The sequence below is a fragment of the Marilutibacter chinensis genome, assembly GCF_021725675.1.
GTDB lineage: Bacteria > Pseudomonadota > Gammaproteobacteria > Xanthomonadales > Xanthomonadaceae > Marilutibacter > Marilutibacter chinensis.
The window spans coordinates 579847-603160 of sequence record NZ_JAKJPO010000001.1 but is presented as its reverse complement, the minus strand read 5'-3'; the positions used below and the strand labels follow the sequence as shown (position 1 = coordinate 603160).

Sequence of the window (23314 nt, the reverse complement as noted above, 5' to 3'; positions counted from 1 at the left end):
GGGCGGCGATTGTCGAATCGCGCGGCCCGTGTCCGTCGTACGGGCAAGAGGGCGGCGAACCGTCGTCCCGTTGACCACCGGAGAACCGAGATGAACGCCGTCCGCCGTCCGTCGACCCTGGCCGCCGTCCTGGCCGTCGCTGTTTTCGCCACCACCCTCGCTGCCGAGCCGGTCGTCTACGAGATCGAGCCCGATCACACCTACCCGAGCTTCGAGGCCGACCATGTGGGCATCTCGGTGTGGCGGGGCAAGTTCAACCGCACCAGCGGCGAGGTGACCCTCGACAAGGAGGCCGGCAGCGGCACGCTCGAGGTCGAGGTCGATCTCTCCAGCATCGATTTCGGCCACGACGTGCTCAACGGCGAGATGGCCGGGCCGGAGTACTTCGATACCGCGAACCATCCGACCGCCACCTACACCGGCACGCTGGCGGACTTCGTCGATGGCGTGCCGACCCGGGTGGATGGAGAGCTGAGCCTGCGCGGAGTGACCCGGCCGGTGACGCTGGATATCCGGTCGTTCAAGTGCATGCCGCATCCGATGTACAAGCGCGACTGGTGCGGCGCCGACGCCTACGCGACGATCGACCGCGCGGCCTTCGGCATCGATGCGGGCAAGGACTGGGGTTTCGACATGAAGGTCGCATTGCGGATCCAGGTCGAGGCGATCCGCAGGGAGTAGGCAGCCTCTACCGGCGCATGCGGTTTCGCGTGCCGATCGTCGGGAGCGGCGGCGGCCGGTGGCGCTCCACCGATGCGGACGATCAGGGAGCGGGTGGGGTAGCCGCATGACGCTTCCTTGAAAGCATCGCCCACAGAGGTGGGCGATGACACGGAGGGAAGCGGCCGGCGACGGTTGTCATGGGAGGGGGGCGATCGAACGGTGCAGCAGACGGGGGCAGCGCGTGCCGGTCGGCTGGCGTTGCAAGTGAGAACGTTTCCCATTTAAAATTGAGAAATATTCTCATTTGCAGGCTGCGCAGGTCGCGGATGTCCGCAGCCGCCCGCGAGCCGTTCGTCCACGATCCTGAAAGAGCACGCCCCCATGACCGTCCACACCCCGTCCGCCACGCATGCCCGCCGGCGGTCGATCCCCGTCGCCGTCATGTCCGTCTGCATCGCCGCGGCACTTCAGTCCCCCGGCGCGCTTGCCGGCCCGGATGCGGCAGCCTCCGGCGCCGATGCGACCGATCTCGACACCGTCCGGGTCACCGGCCAGAAGCCGGACGGGTATGGCGTCGTCCAGACCTCAACCGCGACCCGCCTGGAACTCTCGCCACGGGAGACGCCGCAGTCTGTCAGCGCGGTCGGCCGTGAGCAGATGGACGATTTCGGCCTGACCAGTGTCAATGACGTGCTCGACGCGACCACCGGCGTTACCGTCGAGGCGGTGGAGACCAGCCGCACCTACTACACCGCGCGCGGTTTCGACATCACCAATTTCCAGCGCGACGGACTGGGGTTGCCGTTGCCGTACGGCATCCAGGACGGCGACCTCGACACCGCGATCTACGAGCGCATCGAGGTGCTGCGCGGCGCCAATGGCCTGATGTCGTCGACCGGCAATCCGTCGGCGACGGTGAACTTCGTGCGCAAGCGCCCGACCACCGACCTGCGCGGCCAGGCACAGCTCACCGTAGGCAGCTGGGACAGGCGGCGTATCGATGTCGACGTGTCCGGTCCGCTCGCGGCGGAGGGCGGCGTGCGCGGCCGCGCGGTGGCCGCCTGGGAGAAGGGCGACAGCCATCTGGATCGCTATTCGCTGGAGAAGCAGGTCTACTACGGCGTGGTCGAGGCCGACCTGGGGACGGCCACGACCCTGGCCGCCGGCGTCTCCTACCAGCGCAACAACCCCAACAGCCCGCTGTGGGGCGCGTTGCCGCTGCTCTACAGCGATGGCAGCCCGACCGACTACGACGTTTCCACCAGCACCGCGTCGGACTGGTCGTTCTGGGACCAGGAAGACACCCGTGCCTTCGTCGAGCTCGATCATGCGATCGGCGACTGGAACCTGCGGGCGTCGCTGAACTACGAGAAGATGGAGAGCGATACCGAGTTGTTCTACGTGTATGGAACCCCGGATCGCGAGACCGGCCTGGGCCTGTACTCCTATCCATCCGACTACGACGGCAAGTTCAGCGCGCACTACGCCGACGTCTATGCAACCGGTCCGGTCACCCTCGGTGGCCGCGAGCACGACGTGGTGATCGGTGCGAACTGGGCCGATGGCGAGAATGAGGAGGTCTCATGGTTCAGCGCCGACATTGGTACGCCGCTGCCGCCACTGGAGGAATGGAACGGTCGCTACCCGAAGCCCGCTTTCGATGCCTATTCCGACGGTTCCCGATTCGACTACCGCCGCCATAGCTTCTACGCGACCGTACGCTGGAACCTCGCCGACAATTTCAAACTGATCACCGGCGCCAGCCGCAGCCGTGCCGAGACCCGCGGTTTCAGCTACGGCCAGGCGAATACCGTCGACGAGACCCGCACCACGCCATTTGCCGGCGCGGTCTGGGACCTGGGCGAACATTACTCGGCCTACGCCAGCTACGGCGAGATCTTCAACCAGCAGTCCGAGGTCGACGGGAACAACCGTCTGCTCGGCGCGCTGACCGGCAGCAACTCGGAACTGGGCCTCAAGGGCGAGTGGTTCGACGGCGGCCTCAATGCCTCGCTGGCGGTATTCCGCACGCGCCAGGACAACCTGGCCGAGTCGGCGGGCTTCAACACCGAAACGGGACAGACCTATTACCGCGGTGTCGATGCCGAGTCGCAGGGCTTCGAGCTCGACGTCGCCGGCCGCATCGGCGAGTACTGGCAGGTTGCCGGTGGCTTCACCAGGCTGCAGATCGACGACGCGGATGGCCGCACCGCACGCACCTATGTCCCGCGCGAGCTCTTCCGGATCTCGACGACGTGGCAGGTGCCCGGCGTGGACGGCCTGCGGCTGGGCGCGCGCCTGAACTGGCAGGGCGACATCTATCGCGAGACGGCGATCATCGGCAGCGATGGCCGCCCCGCGCGTATCAACCAGGATGCCTACGCCCTGCTGGGGCTGATGGCCCGCTACGATTTCGCACCGCAATGGAGCGCGACGGTGAACCTCGACAACGTCACCGACGAGAAGTACGTCCCCAGCCTGTATTGGGAGCAGGGCTACTACGGTGCGCCGCGTCATGCTTCGCTGACGCTCAGCTACCGGTTCTGAGTCGATGTCGACGACCCGGACCGCCACGATGTCGCGTCGCGCCTCCAGGCAGGGATGGCGCTACCGCGGTGCGGTAGCGGCACGCGTATTGGCGGCGGTCGTGGGCGGCTACTACCTCGCGCACGGCGCAACCGCGTTCCTGACCCTGGTGCTTCCACTCGCCAGGGTCGACCGGGTCATCGCGGCCAGCCTGTTGTCCTTCGCGGTCTGGTGTGCGGCGGCGATCCACGCGTTCGCCGCGCGGTCGGCGTGGCGCGCGTGGTGGGTGCCGGGATTGTTCGCGAGCGTGCTGCTGGGCGCCACGATGCTGTTCCCAGAGCTCGCGCGACGGCCCTGATCCTCGGGCCGGCAAACACAGGCGGATACGATGAAGAATTCCTTCGTGCAATCAATGGCGTGGCTGCACACCTGGGCCGGCCTGGTGGTCGGCTGGCTGCTGTTCGCGATCTTCGTCGGCGGCACCCTGGCCTGCTTCGACAAGGAAATCGACGACTGGATGCGGCCGGCGCTGCATGGCGTGCAGGTGCCGGATCGACCGGTTTTCGACCGAGCGATCGCCCTTTCGCGCGAGCGCGCGCCCGACGCGCATGCGTGGTACGTGACGGCCGGCAACGATCGCGAGCGGGCGATGGAGTCGTACGTCTACTACGACGATGGCAGCCATACCCGCCAGGCACTGGATCCGACGACCGGCGGACCGGTACCCGATACCGCCGGTGGCGATTTCTTCTTCACCCTGCATTACAACCTGCACGCGGGCACGGTCGGCATGTACGTCGTCGGCTTCGCCGGGATGCTGATGCTGGTGGCCCTGGTCGCGGGCATCGTGATCCACAAGCGGATCTTCAAGGACTTCTTCACCTTCAGGCCGAAGCAGGGCGGGCAGCGGGCGTGGCTCGACGGCCACAACGTCACCGGTGTGCTGGGGCTGCCGTTCCACCTGATGATCGCCTACACCGGTGTCGCGATCTTCGTGGCCAACTACATGTTCGCGGGCATCAATGCCGCGTACGACGGCGACGTCCTGAAGTTCTACGAAGAAGCCGGCGACTTGTACGAACGGCCCGAGGTCGGCGAGCCGCTTGCGCGGCTGCACTCGATCGACGCCCTGGTCGAGGATGCGCAGCGCCGCCTCGGCGTCCCGGTCACCTGGGCCAGCGTCCACCACCCCGACGACGCCAGCGCGACCATCTCCTTCGGTGGCGATCACAGCCGCAAGGTCGCCTGGAACCTGCAGCAGGTGTTCTACGACGCCGCCGACGGCCACTTTCTGCACCAGACAGGCGAACCCGGTGGCGGCTACACGACCTACAGCTACCTCGGCGGCATGCACATGGCACAGTTCGGCGGCACCTCGCTGCGCTGGCTGTACTTCCTGATGGGCATTGCGGGATGCGTGATGATCGCCAGCGGCATGCAGGTGTGGGTGAGCAAGCGCGCCAGGCGAGTGGCCGAGGCCGGCGCGTTGTCAGGCTACGGCCTGGTGCAAGGGCTCAACGTCGGCGTGGTTGCCGGCATGCCGCTGGCCTGCGTCTCGATGCTGCTCGCCAATCGCCTGTTGCCTGCCGGTCTGGCCGATCGCGCCGAGGCCGAGGTCGCGGTGTTCTGCATCACATGGATCCTGGCCGCGGCCTGGGGCGCGTGGCGCGATCGCCGAGGGCACGGCTGGCGCGATCTGTTCGCCGCCACCGCGGCCGCGCTGGCGGCCCTGCCGGTGGTCAACGCGCTCGCGACTCCGGATAGCCAACTGCTGGCGACCCTGTCGCGTGGCGAGTACGCCCTGGCCGCCGTCGACCTTGGCGCGCTCGCCTTTGCCATCGCCTATGCCGCACTGGCGTACCGGCAGAAGCGTCGGCAGCCGGCTTCGGCATCGCGGGCACCAGCCCGGGCCCGGGCGCAGGCCGCGGAGGCAAGCTGATGCTCGGACTCGTGCTCGCGCTGTCGTTGACTGCCTGGATCCTGCTGGCGCTGGGCCTGCCCCGACACCACAAGGCCGTGTTCGGTACCGACCCGGCGCCGGCAAGGCGCCGCCTGTTGCGGGCGGCCGGCTGGTGCCTGTTGCCGCTGGGCTTCGCGGTCGCGGCGGCCGACCGTGGCTGGGGGCAAGGGCCGATCTTCTGGGCCGCCTCGCTGGTGATTGCGGCGCTGGCCTGGGTGCTGTTGATGACCCTGTGGCCCCGGCGGAGCTGGGCGGTCGCCGTGCCCATATCGCTGTTGCTGGCGGCAACCGCGCTGGTCTGATCGCCGACGCGAAGTGAGATGACGCTCGCGACCCGGGTTGTTGCGATGCATCACAACGGGGGCAACGAATCGGAGAGGCCTGATCGAAGCGGTCGGGTTAGTATCGGCGGATCCGCAAGCGAGACTGGAGGAGCGCAGGATGGAACTGTCTGGTTGTCTGGCTCGGCGTGGTCATGTGGCGTCTGCCGCATTGATCGTCTCTTTCTTCCTTGGGATTCTGGCTGACGACGCGCGAGCGGCGCCCCCCGACCTCGACGCGATCCGGGCCGAGGTGGCCGCGCAGCACGATGCTTCGGTGAAGCGGCTGCAGGAGTGGATCGCGCTGCCGTCGATCGCCGCCGAGGATCTGAACTCGCGCGAAGGTGCGCAGTACATGGCCGGGCTCGCACGGGATGCCGGCTTCCAGCACGTCGAGATCATCGAAACCGATGGCAAGCCCGGGGTATTCGCCACGCTCGATGCAGAGGCGGAGAAGACCGTCGGGGTCTACTTCATGTATGACGTCAAGCAGTTCGACCCGGCCGAATGGAGTTCGCCACCGCTGGAGGCGAAGCTGACGGAACGTCCGGGCGTCGGCACGGTGATGATGGGACGCGGCGCGGTCAACCAGAAGGGACCGCAGGCGGCGATGCTGTCGGCGCTGCGCGCGATCCGCGACGCCGGCCAGCCGATGCCGGTCAACCTGGTCCTGGTCGCCGAGGGCGAGGAGGAGATCGGCTCGCCGCACATCGGCCAGTTCGTCCTCCATCCGAAGGTGCGGGCCGCGCTCGCCGACAGCATCGGGGTGTTCATGCCGATGGCGCTGCAGGGCCTGGATGGCGAGGTCACCGTCAGTCTCGGTGCGAAAGGCGTGGTCGAGCTGGAGCTGGTCGCCAGCGGCGAGAAGTGGGGGCGCGGGCCGGCCAAGGACATCCATTCCTCGCTGAAGGCGATGGTCGACAGTCCGGCCTGGCGGCTGGTCAAGGCGCTCGACACACTGGTCTCCGACGACGGCAACACCATCACCATCGATGGCTATCCGGTCGCGCCGCCGCTGAGCGAGGAGCATCGGGCGATGATCGCCGCCGCGACCTCGCGTCGCAGCGAAGCGGAGATGAAGAAGCTGTTCGGCGTGCCGCACTGGATCGACGACCTGCCATGGCAACAGGCCAACGAACGGCTGGTGTCGCAGCCGACGGTCAACATCCAGGGGCTGGTCGGCGGCTATACCGGACCCGGCGGCAAGACCGTGCTGCCGCATCGCGCGGCGGCCAAGCTCGACCTGCGGCTGGTGCCGGGGATGAGCAAGGACGCTGCGGTCGCCGCGCTGAAGTCGCATCTCGCCGCGCGCGGCTACGGCGACATCGAGGTCAACGTCACCGGTGGCTACGATCCGACCAGCACCGATGCCGACGCCGAGCTCATCCAGGCGCAGCTGGCGGTGCTGCGCGGGCATGGGCTCGACCCGCTGCTGTGGCCGCGCGGTGCGGGCTCCTATCCGGGCTTCGTGTTCACCGATCCGCCGCTGAGCCTGCCGGCCGGGCACTTTGGCCTTGGCCATGGCAGCGGCGCGCATGCGCCCGACGAGTATTTCCTGATCGAGTCGTCGAATCCGAAGGTCGAGGGCTACGACGGCGCGGTGATGTCCTACGTCGAATACCTGTACGAACTGAGCCGCTGAGCGGCCGTCGACGGCGAGCCGGCATGGCGCCCATGGGCCGATCGGCACTGGTCGACCGCGTCGGGCGAGGCCAGTCTCACGACGGAGTCGCGTCGCATCCACCCGCAAGGAGAAGGAGAACCCGCCATGCCCGACCCGATGACCCGCCGCCCCGGCCGCACGTCCCGTACGCCCGTGCCGGGCTGGAGTGCGCTGGCCTGTGCCTGCGCACTGTCGTTGGCACTGTCCGCCGTCGCCGATGAAGGCGCCGACGCCCGGATGAAGGCGCTGGCCGAACGCGCGGTCGCATTGGGCCTGGAGGAGGAACCGATCGCCGGCTACGTGCTCGGACTGCCGCTGAAGGATCATGCGCACTGGTCGCCGCGCGCGCCGGAGGACATCGCCCGCATCGACGCGGCCGAGGACGCGATGCTGGCCGAGCTGGAGACGATAGATCGCGATGCGCTGGGCACCGCCGCGCTGAAGCTGGACCACGCGCTGCTGACCGAGCGGCTGGAATCGCAGAAGGGTCTGCGGGTCTGCCGCCCGGAGCTGTGGGACGTCAACCACATGGGCGGCTGGCCGGTGATGCTCGCGCGCTACGCGCGCTTCCAGCCGGTCGCGACCGCCGTCGAGCGCGAACAGGCGCTGGAGCGCTGGTCGGCGCTGCCGGCCTTCGTCGACCAGGAGATCGCCAACCTGCGCCAAGGGCTGGATCTTGGCTACTCGGCGCCGCGCAGCGTGGTCGAACGGGTGATCGGGCAGGTCGACGGCCTCGCCACCGCCAGCGTCGCCGATTCGCCGTTGTCCGGGCCGGCCGGGCGCAGCGACGATTCCGAATTCAGGACGGCGTTCGAAGCGGTGATCCGCGACCGGGTCAACCCTGCGCTGGCGCGCTACCGCGATTTCCTGCGCGACGAGTACATGGCGGAGGCACGCACCGAACTCGGCGTCTCGGCCAACCCGGACGGGGAGGCCTGCTACGACGCCTCGCTGCGCGGCTACACCACGCTCGATCGCGGCGCGCGCGAGGTCCACGAGCTGGGTGCGAAGGCGGTGGCGGCGAACATGGCCGAGATTGCCGGCATGGGTGAGAAACTGTACGGCACCGACGACTTTGCCGAGATCCTCGAACGGGTACGCGAGGCGCCGGACAACGGCTTCTCCAGCGAGGCGGAGCTGATCGACTATTCGCGTGAGGTCGTCGCGCGATCGCGCGAGGCCAGCAGGAAGCTGTTCCTGGCGCTGCCGGAGCAGGAGATGAAGGTCGAGCCGTTTCCGGACTTCATGCGCGGCTCCGGCGCCAGCGCGCACTACGAGGCCGCAGCCGATCCCACGCAGCCTGCGTACTACCGCATCGACAGCGAGGGCTGGGCGAGCGAGACCCGAGGCAGCGCCGAGATCACCGCCGTGCACGAAGGCTTCCCGGGCCACCACATGCAGCTGGCGTTCGCGTTCACCCAGGACAAGACACCGCTGGCGCAGCTGAGCTTCAACTCCGCCTATGCCGAAGGCTGGGGGCGTTACGCCGAGCGGTTGGCCGAGGAGGCCGGCATCTACAGCAACGACTACGCAAAGATCCAGCGTCGCGCATGGCCGGCCCGCGGCATGGTCGCCGACACGGGCCTGCACGTGCTCGGCTGGAGCCGCGAGAAGACCGTCGAGTACCTGAAGGAGACCGGCCGCTTCGGTCCCGACGAAACCGAGGCGCTGGCCGACCGGATGGCGATGCTGCCCGGACAGCTGACCGCCTACGACTCCGGCGCGCTGGAGATCGTCGCGTTGCGCGAACAGGCCGAAGCCGCTCTCGGCGACCGTTTCGACCTGCGACTCTTCCACGAAGAGGTGTTGCGTCACGGCAACGTGCCGATGCAGGTGCTGCGCGCGAACGTCGAGGCCTGGATTGCCGGTACGCAGCAGGTGGCGGACGGAAAAACGTCTGCCGCACCGTGATTGCCAGGCGCCCTTGGCCGTGAAGGGCCAGGGACGCCGGACCTCGCTGTACTAGGCGATGCCCGCACCGTGCAGGCCACCGCACGGTCGACGGCGATGGACCGGATGCGAGGGCATGCGGGTCAGCCGCCGCGCTGGATCACTTCCAGTTCTTCGTTGAAGCGCTGGTACTGCCGGTAATCGTCTTCGCTCAGCTTGAAGCGCCGCAGCGATTCGGCCGCGTAGTGGCGGATCTCCCACAGCTCGTCCGGGTTGGACATCATGTCCAGCAGCTGCCGGCGCAGGCCATCGTCGACCACCTGGCTGTTCCGTATCGCCATCGCCGCGCTGATGCGCTCGTCGATGTGACGGTCGCGTGCCAGCGCATCGATCACCGGTCGCAGGTCGTTCGCGTCCTTGGCCAGGGCGCCAAGCTTGAACAGGCTTTCCGAACGCACGCCGATATCGGCGTGCGTCGCCGACAGTTCGCCCAGCCGGGCGACCGTGCCGTTCATCTCGCTGGCCGGCAGCGGGATGTCCGGCAGCGCATGGATGGCCGAACGCAGCACTTCCGGATCGCGGGTCGGGTCGGCCAGCAGTTGCCGGGTCAGCTCGTAGGTGTCCTGTCCGGCTATGCCCAGCCGCGACAGCAGGTCGAGGCCAACCGCCTGTACCTGGCTGTCGTCGGCGATCGACATCTCCAGCCCGAGTTGTTCGACTGCGGGATCGCGCACCTCGCCGAGTATCGACAGCAGGTGTTCGGCGGTCGACGAACCGGGATCCATGCGCAGCGCATCGATCAGCCCACGCAATGCCTGGCTGTCGCTCTGCGCGTCGTCGAGCAGCGCCTGCTTGAGGTTCAGCAGCTCGGTCTGCTGCTCGGCGGTCAGGTGCGGGCTTTCGACGAGCCGGCGCAAGTCCGCGACCGACGCGGTGCTGTCCCGGTACGGCGCGGTTTCGGCGGCAGGATCGTGACTGGCCTCGCCGGCGATCGGAGCTGGCACGGCCGTGGCGGCGCCGGCCGGGGCATTGCCGCCGGCCGGCCCCGTCGCCGTGGACCCGGAGGGCTCCGCGAGTCCACGGAATGCCAGGACGCCGATCGCGATCGCGGCCGTCGCGCCTATGGCAACGAGCACGGGTTTGTTGGGCTTCATCGCGGTAACCCGGACGTTCACAGTTTCTGGGTGGAACGTTCCATGATGTCCTGGAACTTGCCCGCGTAGCCGGCAAGCAGACTGGCGCGATCGGTACCGTTCACCACCCGGCGGGCGTTGTAGTAGTCGGTGTGCCCGGCGTAGATGTAGTCGCCCAGTTTCCTGCCGGTGAAGGTGCCGTGGTGCATGCCGTACGACATCACCGTGTAGGCGACGTTGGGCCACAGCGCGCGTTCGGGGTAGGTGACCAGGTCCTGGCCGGTGATCGGCGACATCTTCCGGTAGTTGTAGAGGTGGGTGAGCTGGACGTAGCCGCGGCCCTTGTACCGGCAGCCGCCGTCGTAGTTCACGCAGTGGGTGTTGCTGTATTCGGTGATCGGCTGGTAGGTATTGGCGACCTCGTGCTTGGTGGTCGCCCACATGTAGGCGACCTGCCGCATCCAGACGGTCTGGTTGTTGATCGCCGGGCGGGTGTCCTTCTCGATGTTGGTCAGCAGGTAGTTGATGCCGTCGACCTGGCTCTGGCTCAGCGATCCATAGTGATAGCGAAGGCGGCTGAAGAACGCGTCGCGGTTGATCCGGTAGCCGCTGGCGGTGGTCGACGGGTTGTAGGTGATGGTGTCGGAGCCCACATTGGACAGCCGACCGGCGCTGTTCTTCAGCTGCAGGTAGACGCGCTTGGTGCCGCCTCCGCTGGACAGGGTGAAGTCGACGGTGGTGCCGGTGTAGCTCTTCCAGCTGGCGCCGGAGAAGGTGGAGCTGTGGCTGATCCGGTAATGGGTCGGGGTCGAGGTGTTGTAGCCGAACCTGACCTTGACGTAACGGCTGCCGGTCGAGCTGGCGCCGCCATTGATGGTCACGCCGGACAGGCCGATCGACGGCGTGGTGCCGTTCTGGTCGAGGTAGCTGCCGTGCATCCAGCGGGCCTGGCTGGCGAACCAGACCTTGCGCCAGCTGCCGGAGCTGCCGATCACCGACCACTTGGATCCCGACGACACCGTCCCGACCACGCTGTAGCCGGTGCCGGGACCGGAGCGCACGTTCAGGGTCGACGCGGTGACCTTGCCGCAGCTGACGTTGACCGCCTGGGTATACGAGCTGGCATGGACCCAGCGCGCATTGCTGTCGAACCAGATCTTCTTCCATGCGCCGGAGGTCTGGCCGGTCGTGACGTAGGTTTCGCCGGAGTTGGCCGTGCCGACGACGGCATAGCCGGTGCCGGGGCCGGAGCGTACGTTGAGTGCGGACGCGGTGACCTTCACGCCGGCGCAGGTGCCGGCCGAGGCGGGCGCGGAAGCGGCGAACAGGGCGGCGAGGACGACGCCGGGCAGGGCCGCCCGGAATGCTCCATTTCGCATGCGGTGCATTGGCTTGATCATCAGTGCTAGTCCTTCAGGGGCTGATGGGAGTGGAGTGATCGAAGTGCGGCGAACCGACGCGGCCGGTCACGAGCCGGGTTCCTGCAGCGCGGCGTCGGCCCGGCATTGCGACAGCGGCACGGCGCGTGCGTCCTGGAGGGTCAGGATGCGGCCCGCGGCGGCATCGACGGTCACCGACATGCAGGCGCAGCCGTAGCCGTAGCTGGAACCATTGGTGACGATCCATTCCCCGCCTTCGAACCCGGGCCAGTCACCCTCGGCTTGCGGCCCGCCCTGGGTGCCGATGATCCAGGTCCGGTCGCGATCGCTCAGCCAGGCGTTGCCCGGCGTCGGATTCTCGAACCATCCGCAGCGTGTCTGTCGTCGCTCTCCGGCGTCGCCGGATGCGGGAGCGGATGCGGAAACGGGCACGTCCGGTGTTCCGACCGGCGTGGACCGTGTCGGCGCCGGAGATGGCAACGACGGGTGTGCCGGATCCTGTGCGGCCTCGTCCTGCGCAGGCGCATGGCAGGCCGTCGTGGCGGTCGACGCAATCAGCACCGGAAGGGCCCACAACAGGGCAACTGCGATCCTGCGCATGTTCAAGGCTCCTTCCATCCCCGCGGGCGGCGCTGTCTTCCAGACTGCCGCCCATCATGGTCGTCGATTGTTACAGCGGTCTCCCGATCGCGGTGGTGACGTGGGTTGCAAAACGGCAGCCCGTCCGCCGCCGCCGCGTGTCAATGGGCGTCGGACGGCCCGCCAGGCGAGCTGCGCTGCAGGCGGAGTCCATTGTCTTCCACGTGCAGATCACGCAGGCGCCGCCCGAGGGTGTCGAGGTTTGCCTCGATGCCGGTGAGCGCGGCGCGTCGTGACGCGGGCAGCCAGTGGCGGGCGGCTTCGTGCAGGTCGCTGCGCTGCAGTCGCCAGCGCGCCAGATGATCGCTGCCGATATCGGCGATGGCGCGGCGCTCCTCCGTCTGCGGCAGTCCGTAGCCATCTCCTGGCAGCAATGCTGCGGGGCGGCTGAAATAGCCTTCGAGCCGCAGCAGCTCGTCCAGCCGGGCGCGCGCCTCGGCCCGGTCCGATCCGGAACCGCGCCGGGACGGTTCGAGCGGGGCAGGAACATCGGCGGTTTCGTCGCCGTGATCGGCGGGCCGCGCCGCTGCCCGGTCGAGCAGCAGGCGCTTGAGGTCCGCGCGCGCGCGCAGCTCCTCGCGTCGCAGCGCGGCCTGCTCGAGCAACAACAGCGCGGCGCTAGTGCGCAGGTCGGCTGACTCCAGCCAACCGCCGCGCTCGTCCGCCGATGCTTCCAGCCACGCCTGCACGTCGCGCTGGGGCAGCGCCAGAGAACGGCGCGCGATCTCGAACATCGCCTGGTAATGCGCATCCAGCGCCTCGAAGCGGTAGCCCAGCCGGATGGCCTCCGGCCGGTCGTCGAGCATGGCGGCATCGGCGATGCCGGTGCGCAGCAGGCGACGCAGCAGTCCGGTCGGAGTGACGCTGGCGAGCCGTTCGCCGGCGAGGCGGGGGACGCCGTCGTGCAGCAATTTGAAGGTCTCGGTCGCGCAGTTGTTGGACAGGAAGTAGTAGCGGCCGTCGTAGCTCCAGTGCAGTCGCGCGGCGCGTTCGAGCAGGGCGGCGATCTCGTCCCTGTGCAGCCGCAGCGGAACCGAGCGGAGATCGCGCAGCTCGACCCTGGTGTACTCGTCGATCACCTGTTCCAGCGGCAGCACGAACAGCCTCGATGGATAGGACCCGGTCAGGCCCCGCCAGCTGGAGATCTGCACGTCGTCGACGAAGGCGCGGAAGGACAACACCCGGTGGTGCTGCAGGTCGAGCCGGCAGTCCGGTCCACGCGGCCGCCCGGGCGCACAGATCACCAGCCGCAGCATGCTGTGGCCCCAGCGGCTCATCAACCGGTCGTCGGGTTCGGCAAGCAGGTAGTCGACCCGGTAGATGCGGTCGGCATCGATGCGCAGCAGCGCCGAAGCGTCGGCCTCGTCCGGCGTCTGCACGAATACCTGGCCGGGCGCGCAGACTGGCGGTGCATTGACAACGCCGAAGTGCCTGGCGAAATGCCGGTGCAGGGCAGGGCGGCGGCAGGCATATTCGGGGTCGAGCAGGAAGTATTCCAGGTTGACCGCCACGAATTCTCCCGGATCGCTCAGCTCGTAGCGGTCGGGGCTGCGGTCGCTGAACGCGTTGCGCCCGCTGCGCAGGCCCAGCCGCATTGCGCCGACCTGCCAACCAGCCAGGTCGAGCAGGCGCGGCTCGCGCGACAGGCCGCCCTGCGCCGAACGGTCGTAGACGTGCGCCAGTTCATGGATCAGGGTCGCCAGCGCGGCATGCCGAGGCGACGACCGTTCCGGTGCCGCATGTTCCGCGGCCGCACCGGATGCGCTCATCCAGTCCGTCAGCAACGTGCGGTCGAGCCACAGTTTCCGCCCGCGCGCGCGTCCATGAACGTGTTCGGGCAGATCGTCGCGCCATGCCAGCTCGAGATCAGGGTGGAGCGCATGCCTCCATCTTTGAGGCAGCCGCGCGAACGCGGCTTCGACCAGTTCGGCGGTCGCATCGACCTCCTGCGCATTCAGCGAGGATGCGGATATCCGCAGCGGAGGCGGAGCGGTGCTGGCGCCGGTACCGGGGACCAGCCATGCCAGCCCCGCCAGCAGCAATGCCAGACAGCGCCGGGCCGGCGGTGACGGCCGCCGTGGGTTCACCGGATCAAAGGGCGAGGATGGCCTTCGCCAACGCCATGTCGCTGGCTTCGCGCGCCTGCGGATCGCGTTCGCGCAGGTGCATCAACGCGGCTTCGAGCCGGGCGCCGCGGATGCGGCCTTCGGTGGCCACGAACGCCGCGGCATCGTCGCGCGCCTGCACGACCACCTTGTCGTCGCCCGACGTGCTGCCCGAGGAGGCCGAGGAACCGGCCGAGGAAGCGCCGGCCGAGGAGCCTGCGAAGCTGCTGGCCCATGCCGGCGCGCCGGACAGGGCAAAGAGTAGAGCGACGAGAAGGAGGCGGTTCATGCAGGAAGCGTCCTGTCGATAGTGGGGGAAGACCGGCGAGAGGATACCCGCAACCCGGCGTGGAAGGATTAAGCCGGCCCGGGGGCGATCCGGATGGGCGCGGATTTCGCAGGACCCGCCATGGCCTGGGGCCGCGACGGTTGGGCAGGATTGCTGCGTGCCGGTCATTGCGGTTGCCGGCGCCGAACCGTCCTGGATTCGGTTCCTGCCGTCGCGGCGCGACCGGCGTGCGCCGATGGCTGCGCCCAGTCCGACCGGCGCCGTCCAGCGCGGGTAGTGTTCTGGACGCGGGTGGCGGATCCGGTTGGCCGGAAGCTCTTCGAGGCCGCTTTCTGAGCCGCGTCCTGGCGCCTCCGGCGATGACGGCGCGATGAAGGGAGCGGGGTTTCACGCTGTTGACGCAGCGCTGAATCCACAAGGCAAGGGTTCACGCCACACCGACCGCCATGGGAGGACGCTAGCAACGGGCCGCGATCGGCGGCGACATTCCAACCCCCAGACCCGACGGCGTATCAGCAACCGCGTATGGCCCTGTCCCATGCCTTCCCAGGCGAGATCCATGCCACCCAGGTGGCCGCCGTCTTCGACGACGACGCGACGGCACTAACCGCGGCCCGCCGGTTGCAACTCGGCCTGAGGCTCGGGCCCGGCCAGGTCCGGGTGATCCATCCGCGCGAACCGGTTCCAAGGCGCAAGCTGGAGTCCGGAACACCGGCCGTCAGGCGGACTTTCGTCCGCGCGCTGCTCACGATGGGAATCGGAGGGGCGCTGGCCGGCGCGGCGCTGTTCGTGCTGCTGCACCTGACTGGAGTCGCGATGATCGTCAGCTCCACGATGATCTCGCTGCTGGCGCTGACGTTCTTCGGCGCCGTGGCGGGGCTGCTGATAGGCGGCCTGGTCGGCCTGCGGCCGGACCACGATGCCTATGTCCGCACCGTGCTGAGGGAGATACGGCACGGTCGCGCCGCGGTGATCGTCCACGCCCGCAACAGCGGCGAGCGCGACCGTGCCGACGCGATGCTGACCGCGGCGGGCGGTCATACGGTCACCACGCTGTAGCGGACACAGCCGGAGCTCCGGATGAAGCGGACGGCGGACCGCCGGATCCGAAAGCGGATTCACATTGCCCGCGGCGCTCGGCGGACCCCGGCGTCCCGCGACCCGCACAATCGCCGTCGGCGCCGGCGGCTTCCGTCCGGACGCCACCGGCAGGTGTTTCCGGGCGCTTAACCGCGGTTCGGATACGCTGCCGCTTCCGTCGCCATCGAGGAATCCGGCATGTCGAGTTCCCGTCGCCCGAAGGCCAGCGACTTCGATCCTGAAGTGATGCGCCTGTTCGACCAGTACGTCCACGGTGCGATAGATCGTCGCGGCTTCCTCGGTGGCGCCGCGCGGTTCGCGGTGGGGACGGCGGGAGCAGCCGGCCTGCTCGCCGCGTTGAGTCCCGACTTCGCCGCGGCGCAGCAGGTCCGCCCGGACGATCCGCGACTGGCCACCGAATACCGCGAGTTTCCATCGCCGAAGGGTTACGGCTCCGGACGCGGCTATCTGGCCCGTCCCTCCAGGGCCGAGGGCCCGCTGCCGCTGGTGCTGGTGATCCACGAGAACCGTGGCCTGAATCCGCATATCGAGGACGTCGCGCGGCGGCTGGCGCTCGAGGACTTCATCGTCTTCGCCCCCGATGCACTGTTCCCGCTCGGGGGCTATCCCGGCAGCGAGGACGCAGCGCGGGCGCTGTTCCCGAAACTCGACCAGGCCCGGACGCGTGAGGACTTCCTCGCTGCTGCGAAGCTGCTGGATGACATCGAGGGCGGCAACGGGCGCCTGGGCGTGGTCGGGTTCTGTTATGGCGGCTCGATGGCCAATTACCTGGCCACGCAGTTGCCCGGCCTCGTCGCGGCGGCACCGTTCTATGGCAGCGCGCCGCCGCTGGAGGACGTGCCGAAGATCGAGGCCGAGCTGCTGGTCGTGCTGGCCGAGGACGACCCGCGCATCAACGGCGGCTGGCCCGCCTACGAGACGGCGCTGGAGGCGGCAGGGGTGGAGTACACGCTGTTCCAGCCGGCCGGAACCCAGCACGGCTTCAACAACGACACCACGCCGCGCTACGACGAGGCCGCTGCCGCCCGGGCCTGGGAGAAGCTGCTGGCGCTGTTCCGGCGCCGGCTGCGCGATGACGGCAGCGCCTGAGTCGGAATGGACCGGTCCGGCGGGCTCAGCCTGTCGTGAACGCCTCGCGTTCCGCGTCGGTGAGTGCCGGAGCGATCGCCTGTCCGCTTTCGGCGGATGCGATCGCGGCCTCTAGCACCGCCATCACCGCGACCGCCTGTGCCGGCGATACCGGGTTCGGCGCCTGTCCGCGCACGGCGCCGGCGACGGCGGCGTAGTAGCGCGACTGGTCGCCCCGCGGCGCGTCGATCCTGCGTGTTGTGCCGCTGCCGTCGTGCAGCAGCAGTGGATCCGGATCCAGGCCCCATTCGCCATCGCCCGGGCGGACACCGGCGAGCAGTTGCGCCTCCTGCTGATCGGCCGCCGGCTTCACCACGCTGCCGCCGGTGCCGTGCAGCAGGAACCGCGAGTGGCCGCCGGCGGCGAGCATTCCGGCGTGCAGCACCGAGCGGCGCCCGCCATGCTCGAGCACGACGTGGGCCCAGTCCGGCGTGCGGGCGCCTTCGCGCTGCAGGGCGAACGAGCCGAGCACCCTTTCGGGGAGCCCGAACAGTTGAAGGGCCTGGTCGACCAGGTGCGGACCCAGATCCCACCACAGGCCGCTGCCGGGGCCGGCCTGCTCGCGCCAGCGCATCCGCACCTGCGGCCGGAAGCGCTCGATCCTGGACTCCAGATGCATCGCCTCGCCGACCAGTCCCGCGTCGATCGCATCGCGGATGGCGAGAAAGTCGCTGTCCCAGCGACGGTTCTGGAATACCGAGAGCAGGCGTCCGCATTCGTCCGCCAGCGAGGCCAGCTCGCGCGCGTCGTCGAGAGAGAGGGTGAACGGCTTGTCGACCACCACGTGCTTGCCCGCGCCCAACGCCGCCTGCGCGAGCGCGACATGGCTGTCGTTCGGGGATGCGATCACGACCAGTTCGACCCGGGGATCGGCGATCGCGCGCAGCGGGTCGCCGATCACCTCCACGTCCGGGAGCTCGGCATGCACCTTGGCGGCGTCGCCGGAGGCGACCACGGACAGCGCGAGTCCCGGGACCGCGCGGATCAGCGGGGCGTGGAATGTCCTGCCGGCGAACCCGTAGCCGATGAGAGCGGTACGCACCGGTCCGGTGTGCGAGGGGGCGACGGGCATCGAAGCGGCTCCGGCTGTTCAGGGGGCTGCAGTCTGGCACGGGCCGTGGCGACGGCATGTGCAGATCTTCCGGTGTCCGTCCGCCGCGCCCGGATTCGCGGGTGATTCGCGTTCTACCGGAAAGTCGCGCCTGCGCGGACCGACACCGTCGTGCGTCGCCGGCCAGCCCCCGTCCGGAGTGAACAAGTCCGATGTCCAAGAATTCCGAGCCCCGTGTTCTCGCCGAAGCCCGCCTCGGTTCCCTGGACAAGAGCATGGACGCGATGGAAGTGGAGATGGGACGCCTGATCCGCGCGCAGGGCGAGGGGCCACGACACGGGCGCTGGCTCGGCGCGACCTCGGAACGTTTCTGCCGGCAGGTGCTGGACGCGCTGGACTGGTTTCCCGAGGTGCTGCCGGAACCGCTGGACGCGGCCGACGTGCGCAAGATCATCGAAGCCGAGTTGCAGTCGATCGAGCGATTGCGCCTGCGCCGCGACCGCCTGCACCGCCTTGCCGAACACGCCGACGAGGTGCTGGCAGCGACCGGAGGAAACCTGATGGAGACGGCGATGGAGGTCTACATGCTGCTGGCCAAGGCCAACCGCGCACGTGGAATCACCGCCCTGTCCCGATGGGACGATCTGATGCCTTGACCGCATCGGACCGTGCCCGGCGGGACCGCGGCTCCGGCCGGACGGGAAGTGCGCGTGTTCAGCGGCGTCGGCGGATCGCCCGGAACGGCGTCTTCAGCCTGGCGCCGGCATAGGCCGGATGGCTTTCGCGCAGCGACGGACCGCGCGAGCCGGCGGGCGCGGACGGTTGCCGTCGCCGCTCCTGGCGTTCGGAAAGGTCGATCAGGTCCAGCGTGTTTCGGTAGTGCACCTCGGCCGAGCCGGTATCGCGCGACAACACCTGGATCCGGCTGCGCAGATCGCTGCCGCGGGTCAGGCGCCAGTGACGCGGCCAGTCGAGCACCTGGCCACCGAAATCACGCGCCAACCCCGGCTTGAGGTGGCGGTCGAAGCCGAGCGCGAAGCGCTCGGGAATCGATTGCTGCATGAAGGACGCGCACAGGCTGGCGCCGATCAGCGCCTGCTCCCGCTCCAGCGTCGCCGCCTGGATCAGCGGCGGCCCGAGGAAAAGGGTGCGCGCGGAGTCGAGCAGGGCCGGCCCCATCGCCAGCGCGCCGCGGAACGGCAGGCCGACCTCGATGCTGCGGCAGACCAGTTCGTTGCAGACGCTGAGCAGGTTGTCGCAGGGAACCGTCGTGTGCAGCCAGCCCGTTTCCGGGTCCCGCGCGAGCCGGGCGCGGGTCCGGGGATCGAGTTCGCGGGATTCGGGCCACCAGCGCGACGTCCACACGACGATCGAATCGCTGGCATAGGCGCCGTCGATCCGGTTGAGAATGAAGATGTCGCCGTCTTCGGTCCAGTACGCCGACTCCTCGAAGTTCAGCAGGCCGAACAGGCTGGCGGAATTGGCGTTGAAGCGGTCGACCACTTCGATCAGCGCGCGGTACCGGCGCTCGACCTCGGCCAGCCCGAGCCGCTCGGACGTGCGCTTGAAGCCGAGGATGTCGAAGAACGCGACGGTATATTCGTGGTGCACCTGTCCGCCTGTTTCCATTCAGCCCACCAGGCGTTCTTGATACCCGATGTGGCTAGAGCCGGGCCTCCAATCCCGGCGCCGGATGTCGCGGTGGATGAAGTCGTGCGTCAGCGCCCGTCAGACGGACCCAGTTCCCGCGAAAGGTCGAGCGTGCCGCTGTCGCCGAAGCGGCGGGTACCGAACAGGCCGCCTTCGAGCTTGCCTTCGATCCGGTAATGCCAGTCGGCGCCGCCGTCGCCGTCCGCCAGCGCCGCGACCTGGCGGGCCACGTCCAGCGCCGACACCGTGACCGGTATGGTGAGCACCGTCTCCCCATAACGCGGGACCGTGCCGGCGACGTCGCTCACGCCGGTCGCCAGTCGGCGGCCGTTGAGGCTCATCTGCAGGGCCGCGCCGCGGTAGTCGATCGCGCTGTCGTTGGGGTTCTGCACACGCAGCTTGACCGCCAGGCGCAGCTCCATGCCCTCGCCGGGCAGGGTCTCGATTCCGGCGACGTCGATGCTTAGCGGATCGTGATGCGGAAGGCTGGCGCAGCCGGCCGACAGGGCCGCCACCGTCGCCAGCAGCAGGGTGGCGATCCATGCCGGCAGCGCGGACGGCGCGTGGCGTCCAGGGCGCGGCGCCGTGCGTGGGTCGTACGCGGTCGGCGCGACGGAGGCGGGTCGATGCGGGATCATGTCCGGACTCCCGGCCGGCGGGGTCCGGCCTTCGCGGGCAGTCTGCCACGGGCGGGGCGGCGGGTGCGGCGGTCCGGACCGGACCCGGCAGGAGCAGTCCGACAGGAATGGTGATTCCATGTCGACGCCGGGCGGTGTAGCGTTCCTGCATCGGTCGTCCGGACCGCACACGCCGAGGCCCGTCATGCGACATCCCCATCGATTCGTCCGTTTCGTTCTCGCCTGTGTCGCGATCGCCCTGCTGGCCTCCTGCGCCAGCGGACCGCGGGTGCGGACCGAACTCGACCCGGAGGCCGACTTCTCGCGCTATCGCAGCTATGCGTTCTACCAGCCGCTGGCGATGGAGGAGTCGGGCTACTCCACCTACCTGACCGACCGCATCAAGGCCTCCGTTCGTCGCGAGATGGACGCGCGCGGTTATGTCTTCGACGAGACCTCGCCCGACCTCCGGGTCAATTTCCAGGCCGTCGTGCAGGAGAAGACCGACGTCTACACGGTGCCGCGCACCGATGTGACGTACTTCTACAGCTACCGCCATCGTCATTACGTCGCGGTGCCGTACTGGTACGACCAGACCGAGGTCAGCCGATATACCGAGGGGACGCTGACGATCGACGTGGTCGATGCTGCGCGCAACCGGCTGGTGTGGACCGGCGACGCGATTGGGCGGGTGGTGCAGCGTACGCCGCAGGAGCGCGCCGCCGCCGCCGACCAGGCGGTCGCCGCGATCTTCATGCAGTTCCCATTCGCCGCCGGTTCCAGCCCACCCGCGCCCTGAGGCGGGGAGCAGGCAGGGACCGGATCTCCTTCCTAGTCGGGATCACTGCCTGGTATGTGGGCGTGCTTCAGCCGGGTACCGCGTGCCTTGGTGACCGCAAGCACGCCAAAGTAGAAGACGCCGAACGCGATCACCGTGTGCGGGCTGCTCACCCATAGTCCGCTGCCGGGCAGGGCGGCCTCGGCGACGATCGCCGGATCCATGCCCAGGCGGGGTATCGGCAGGAACACGGTGGCGAACGTCCCGGCAAGGTAGGCCATTACCCCGATCGCCCATTCGGACTGCATCATCTGGCGCCTGTCCTGGCGCGGCAGTGGCTGCATGACCAGCCAGGCCTTGCCGACCACGAGCCAGCCGAAAGCGACCAGCGGCCACCAGGCCCGGAACTGCCAAGCCCAGGCGGCGATGAACAGCAGGTACAGCGCGGCAAAGCCGCCGACCGCGGTGAGCTTCCTGCGCGGGCTGCTGGACGCATTCAGCGCGATCGAGCCGATCATCGCCGACGCGTGCAGCAGGACGAACTCGACCAGCATCATCAACATGCCGGTACGGATCGCGCCCGCGCCCGGTACCTGCGGTGCGATCCAGACCAGTGCGAAGAACCCCGCCGTCACCGCATCGGGCAGGGCGGAGCACCGTCGCGCGAGACGTGGTGTCGTCATGGCAGTCCTTGGCGTGAGGTGTTTTCTGATCGGCAGAATGGCAAACGGCTTCGCGGGACGTCGGGAGATCTCTGGTCGAACCGGACGGCAGGAACCGCTTCCGCTGGGCCGGGTGCCCGTACGCCGGTCCGCAGGCGCGACAGTTCCTTGCCCGGCCAGGCGGTGGTGCCTCGCGGTCGACCGGCGCGCACCTTGGGCGCGTGCCGCCCCGATCGTATCGGGCAGAGGTTCCCCGATGCGTTCCGCCGCGTGGCGTGGCCCCGGCTTCTCCGGTTCGAACGCATGCCAGCCCAGATCCTAGCGCCTCGAGCCGCGGACTGCCGCCGGCGATGCGGACATGGGCTTGCCGGGCTCGCGTGTTCAGGCGAGGATGCGGCGCAATCCGTCCGCAGGCGCAGGCATGACCGCATCCGACAAGCTTTCACCCCGGCGCGTGGCCCCCGACAGCCGGGTGCTGCGTTTCCTGTTCGGCACCAGCCTGGTCGTGCAGATACTGGTCGGACTCGCGGCCGGCATCGTCCTTGCGTGGCTGTGGCCGTCGGCGGCGACATCGGCCGGGCTGCTCGGCACGGTGTTCGTCTCGGCGCTGAAGGCGGTCGCGCCGGTGCTGGTGCTGGTGCTGGTCACCGCGGCGATCGCCAACCACCAGAAGGGCAAGTCGACCCACATCCGGCCGATCCTCGGCCTGTACCTGGCCGGCACCCTGATGGCCGCGCTGGTCGCGGTGGCGGCCAGCTTCGTCTTCCCTTCGTCGCTGCGGCTGGTGGAATCCGGCGTCGAAATGGCGCCGCCGGAGGGCATCGTCGAGGTCCTGCGCACGCTGCTGCTGAAGATCGTCGACAACCCGGTCAGCGCGCTGCGCGACGGCAACTTCATCGGCATCCTGGCCTGGGCGGTCGGCCTGGGCATCGCCCTGAGGCACGCCGGCGACGGCACCCGCGCGGTGGTGTCCGACCTGGCCGGCGCGGTGACCTTCATCGTCAGGCTGGTGATCCGCATCGCTCCGCTGGGCATTTTCGGCCTGGTCGCCGCGACCCTCGCCGAGTCGGGGTTCGGCGCGTTGCTCGGTTACGCGCACCTGCTGGCGGTGCTGGTCGGCAGCATGCTGTTCGTCGCGCTGGTCGCGAACCCGCTGATCGTGGCGGCGCTGACCCGTCGCAATCCCTATCCGCTGGTGCTGACCTGCCTGCGCGAGAGCGGCATCACCGCCTTCTTCACCCGCAGTTCGGCGGCCAACATTCCGGTCAATCTGGATCTGTGCCGGCGCCTGGAATTGCCGGAGGACACCTATTCGGTGTCGATCCCGCTGGGCGCGACGATCAACATGGCCGGTGCGGCGATCACGATCACCGTGCTGACGCTGGCTGCGGTGCATACGCTGGGCATCGAGGTCGATCTGGCGACGGCCCTGCTGCTGAGCGTGGTCGCCGCCGTCGCGGCATGCGGGGCCTCGGGTGTGGCCGGCGGCTCGCTGCTGCTGGTCCCGCTGGCCTGCGGAATGTTCGGCATCTCCAGCGACGTCGCGATGCAGGTGGTCGCGATCGGCTTCATCATCGGTGTGGTGCAGGATTCGTGCGAGACGGCGTTGAACTCCTCGACCGACGTGTTGTTCACGGCGGCGGCTTGCCGGGCGGCTGAGCGTAGCGGAGGGTAAATAGAGGCTCCATCGCGCGGGAAGCCGGAGGCCGTGGGGTTTGCGGGATATTCGGAGGCATGGATGCCGACGATGAGCTTACATC

The 23314-nt window shown here is 68.8% G+C and carries 21 protein-coding genes; 12 read left to right on the top strand and 9 right to left on the bottom strand.

Annotation, left to right across the window (positions count from 1 at the left end; translation table 11 throughout):
• Positions 1 to 90 precede the first annotated feature (90 nt).
• From L3V18_RS02670 to L3V18_RS02640, 7 genes are all read left to right on the top strand, one after another.
• Positions 91 to 681 (top strand): YceI family protein, encoded by a 591-nt coding sequence (locus tag L3V18_RS02670; RefSeq protein ID WP_237053048.1) that lies wholly within the window; start codon positions 91 to 93, stop codon positions 679 to 681.
• Positions 682 to 1044: 363 nt separating this feature from the next.
• The gene (locus L3V18_RS02665) at positions 1045 to 3210 is read left to right on the top strand and encodes a TonB-dependent siderophore receptor (RefSeq protein WP_237053047.1); all 2166 of its coding nucleotides are present in this window, start codon (positions 1045 to 1047) and stop codon (positions 3208 to 3210) included.
• A 4-nt stretch (positions 3211 to 3214) separates the two neighbouring features.
• The gene (locus L3V18_RS02660; protein WP_237053046.1) at positions 3215 to 3547 is read left to right on the top strand and encodes a hypothetical protein; all 333 of its coding nucleotides are present in this window, start codon (positions 3215 to 3217) and stop codon (positions 3545 to 3547) included.
• Between the two features lie 30 nt (positions 3548 to 3577).
• A complete protein-coding gene (locus L3V18_RS02655; RefSeq protein ID WP_237053045.1) occupies positions 3578 to 5128 on the top strand; it encodes a PepSY-associated TM helix domain-containing protein in 1551 nt (516 codons plus the stop codon).
• On the top strand, positions 5128 to 5451 hold the full coding sequence (locus L3V18_RS02650) for a DUF3325 domain-containing protein (RefSeq protein WP_237053044.1): 324 nt from the start codon (positions 5128 to 5130) through the stop codon (positions 5449 to 5451). Before L3V18_RS02655 ends, L3V18_RS02650 begins: the two co-directional genes overlap by 1 nt.
• 139 nt (positions 5452 to 5590) lie before the next feature.
• Complete coding sequence (locus L3V18_RS02645; RefSeq protein ID WP_237053043.1) at positions 5591 to 7111, top strand: M20/M25/M40 family metallo-hydrolase; 1521 nt, start codon at positions 5591 to 5593, stop codon at positions 7109 to 7111.
• Between the two features lie 126 nt (positions 7112 to 7237).
• Positions 7238 to 9043 carry a DUF885 domain-containing protein gene (locus tag L3V18_RS02640; protein ID WP_237053042.1) on the top strand — a complete coding sequence of 602 codons (1806 nt, stop codon included), beginning with the start codon at positions 7238 to 7240 and terminating at the stop codon, positions 9041 to 9043.
• Positions 9044 to 9165: 122 nt separating this feature from the next.
• Here the strand turns inward: L3V18_RS02640 and L3V18_RS02635 are convergent, their stop codons facing one another.
• From L3V18_RS02635 to L3V18_RS02615, 5 genes are all read right to left on the bottom strand, one after another.
• Positions 9166 to 10176, bottom strand: a complete 1011-nt coding sequence (locus L3V18_RS02635) for a hypothetical protein (RefSeq protein ID WP_237053041.1) — start codon at positions 10174 to 10176, stop codon at positions 9166 to 9168.
• Between the two features lie 17 nt (positions 10177 to 10193).
• Positions 10194 to 11555: an SH3 domain-containing protein gene (locus tag L3V18_RS02630; RefSeq protein ID WP_237053040.1), complete on the bottom strand. Its 1362-nt coding sequence runs from the start codon at positions 11553 to 11555 to the stop codon at positions 10194 to 10196.
• 66 nt (positions 11556 to 11621) lie between these two features.
• Complete coding sequence (locus L3V18_RS02625; protein ID WP_237053039.1) at positions 11622 to 12134, bottom strand: DUF4087 domain-containing protein; 513 nt, start codon at positions 12132 to 12134, stop codon at positions 11622 to 11624.
• Positions 12135 to 12274: 140 nt separating this feature from the next.
• On the bottom strand, positions 12275 to 14260 hold the full coding sequence (locus L3V18_RS02620; protein ID WP_237053038.1) for a DUF7844 domain-containing protein: 1986 nt from the start codon (positions 14258 to 14260) through the stop codon (positions 12275 to 12277).
• Between the two features lie 4 nt (positions 14261 to 14264).
• Positions 14265 to 14567 carry a DUF2388 domain-containing protein gene (locus L3V18_RS02615; protein ID WP_237053694.1) on the bottom strand — a complete coding sequence of 101 codons (303 nt, stop codon included), beginning with the start codon at positions 14565 to 14567 and terminating at the stop codon, positions 14265 to 14267.
• 525 nt (positions 14568 to 15092) lie between these two features.
• Here L3V18_RS02615 and L3V18_RS02610 point away from each other — a divergent pair.
• Positions 15093 to 15626 carry a hypothetical protein gene (locus L3V18_RS02610; RefSeq protein ID WP_237053037.1) on the top strand — a complete coding sequence of 178 codons (534 nt, stop codon included), beginning with the start codon at positions 15093 to 15095 and terminating at the stop codon, positions 15624 to 15626.
• A gap of 219 nt (positions 15627 to 15845) precedes the next feature.
• Positions 15846 to 16757 carry a dienelactone hydrolase family protein gene (locus tag L3V18_RS02605; protein WP_237053036.1) on the top strand — a complete coding sequence of 304 codons (912 nt, stop codon included), beginning with the start codon at positions 15846 to 15848 and terminating at the stop codon, positions 16755 to 16757.
• 25 nt (positions 16758 to 16782) lie between these two features.
• On the opposite strand, the gene L3V18_RS02600 is transcribed toward L3V18_RS02605, so the two are convergent.
• On the bottom strand, positions 16783 to 17868 hold the full coding sequence (locus L3V18_RS02600; RefSeq protein WP_237053035.1) for an oxidoreductase: 1086 nt from the start codon (positions 17866 to 17868) through the stop codon (positions 16783 to 16785).
• Between the two features lie 191 nt (positions 17869 to 18059).
• Here L3V18_RS02600 and L3V18_RS02595 point away from each other — a divergent pair, with 191 nt between their 5' ends.
• Complete coding sequence (locus L3V18_RS02595; protein WP_237053034.1) at positions 18060 to 18503, top strand: hypothetical protein; 444 nt, start codon at positions 18060 to 18062, stop codon at positions 18501 to 18503.
• A 58-nt stretch (positions 18504 to 18561) separates the two neighbouring features.
• Here the strand turns inward: L3V18_RS02595 and L3V18_RS02590 are convergent, their stop codons facing one another.
• Both L3V18_RS02590 and L3V18_RS02585 read right to left on the bottom strand, forming a co-directional pair.
• Positions 18562 to 19476, bottom strand: coding sequence for a hypothetical protein (locus L3V18_RS02590; RefSeq protein ID WP_237053033.1), 915 nt, complete (start codon positions 19474 to 19476; stop codon positions 18562 to 18564).
• 89 nt (positions 19477 to 19565) lie between these two features.
• Complete coding sequence (locus tag L3V18_RS02585; protein ID WP_237053032.1) at positions 19566 to 20135, bottom strand: LEA/WHy family protein; 570 nt, start codon at positions 20133 to 20135, stop codon at positions 19566 to 19568.
• Positions 20136 to 20319: 184 nt separating this feature from the next.
• On the opposite strand from L3V18_RS02585, the gene L3V18_RS02580 reads away from it, so the two are divergent.
• Positions 20320 to 20913, top strand: coding sequence for a DUF4136 domain-containing protein (locus L3V18_RS02580; protein WP_237053031.1), 594 nt, complete (start codon positions 20320 to 20322; stop codon positions 20911 to 20913).
• A 32-nt stretch (positions 20914 to 20945) separates the two neighbouring features.
• Here L3V18_RS02580 and L3V18_RS02575 read toward each other — a convergent pair whose 3' ends face one another.
• Positions 20946 to 21575: a hypothetical protein gene (locus tag L3V18_RS02575; protein WP_237053030.1), complete on the bottom strand. Its 630-nt coding sequence runs from the start codon at positions 21573 to 21575 to the stop codon at positions 20946 to 20948.
• A 400-nt stretch (positions 21576 to 21975) separates the two neighbouring features.
• On the opposite strand from L3V18_RS02575, the gene sstT reads away from it, so the two are divergent.
• Positions 21976 to 23229, top strand: coding sequence for a serine/threonine transporter SstT (sstT, locus tag L3V18_RS02570; RefSeq protein ID WP_237053029.1), 1254 nt, complete (start codon positions 21976 to 21978; stop codon positions 23227 to 23229).
• Positions 23230 to 23314: the final 85 nt, after the last annotated feature.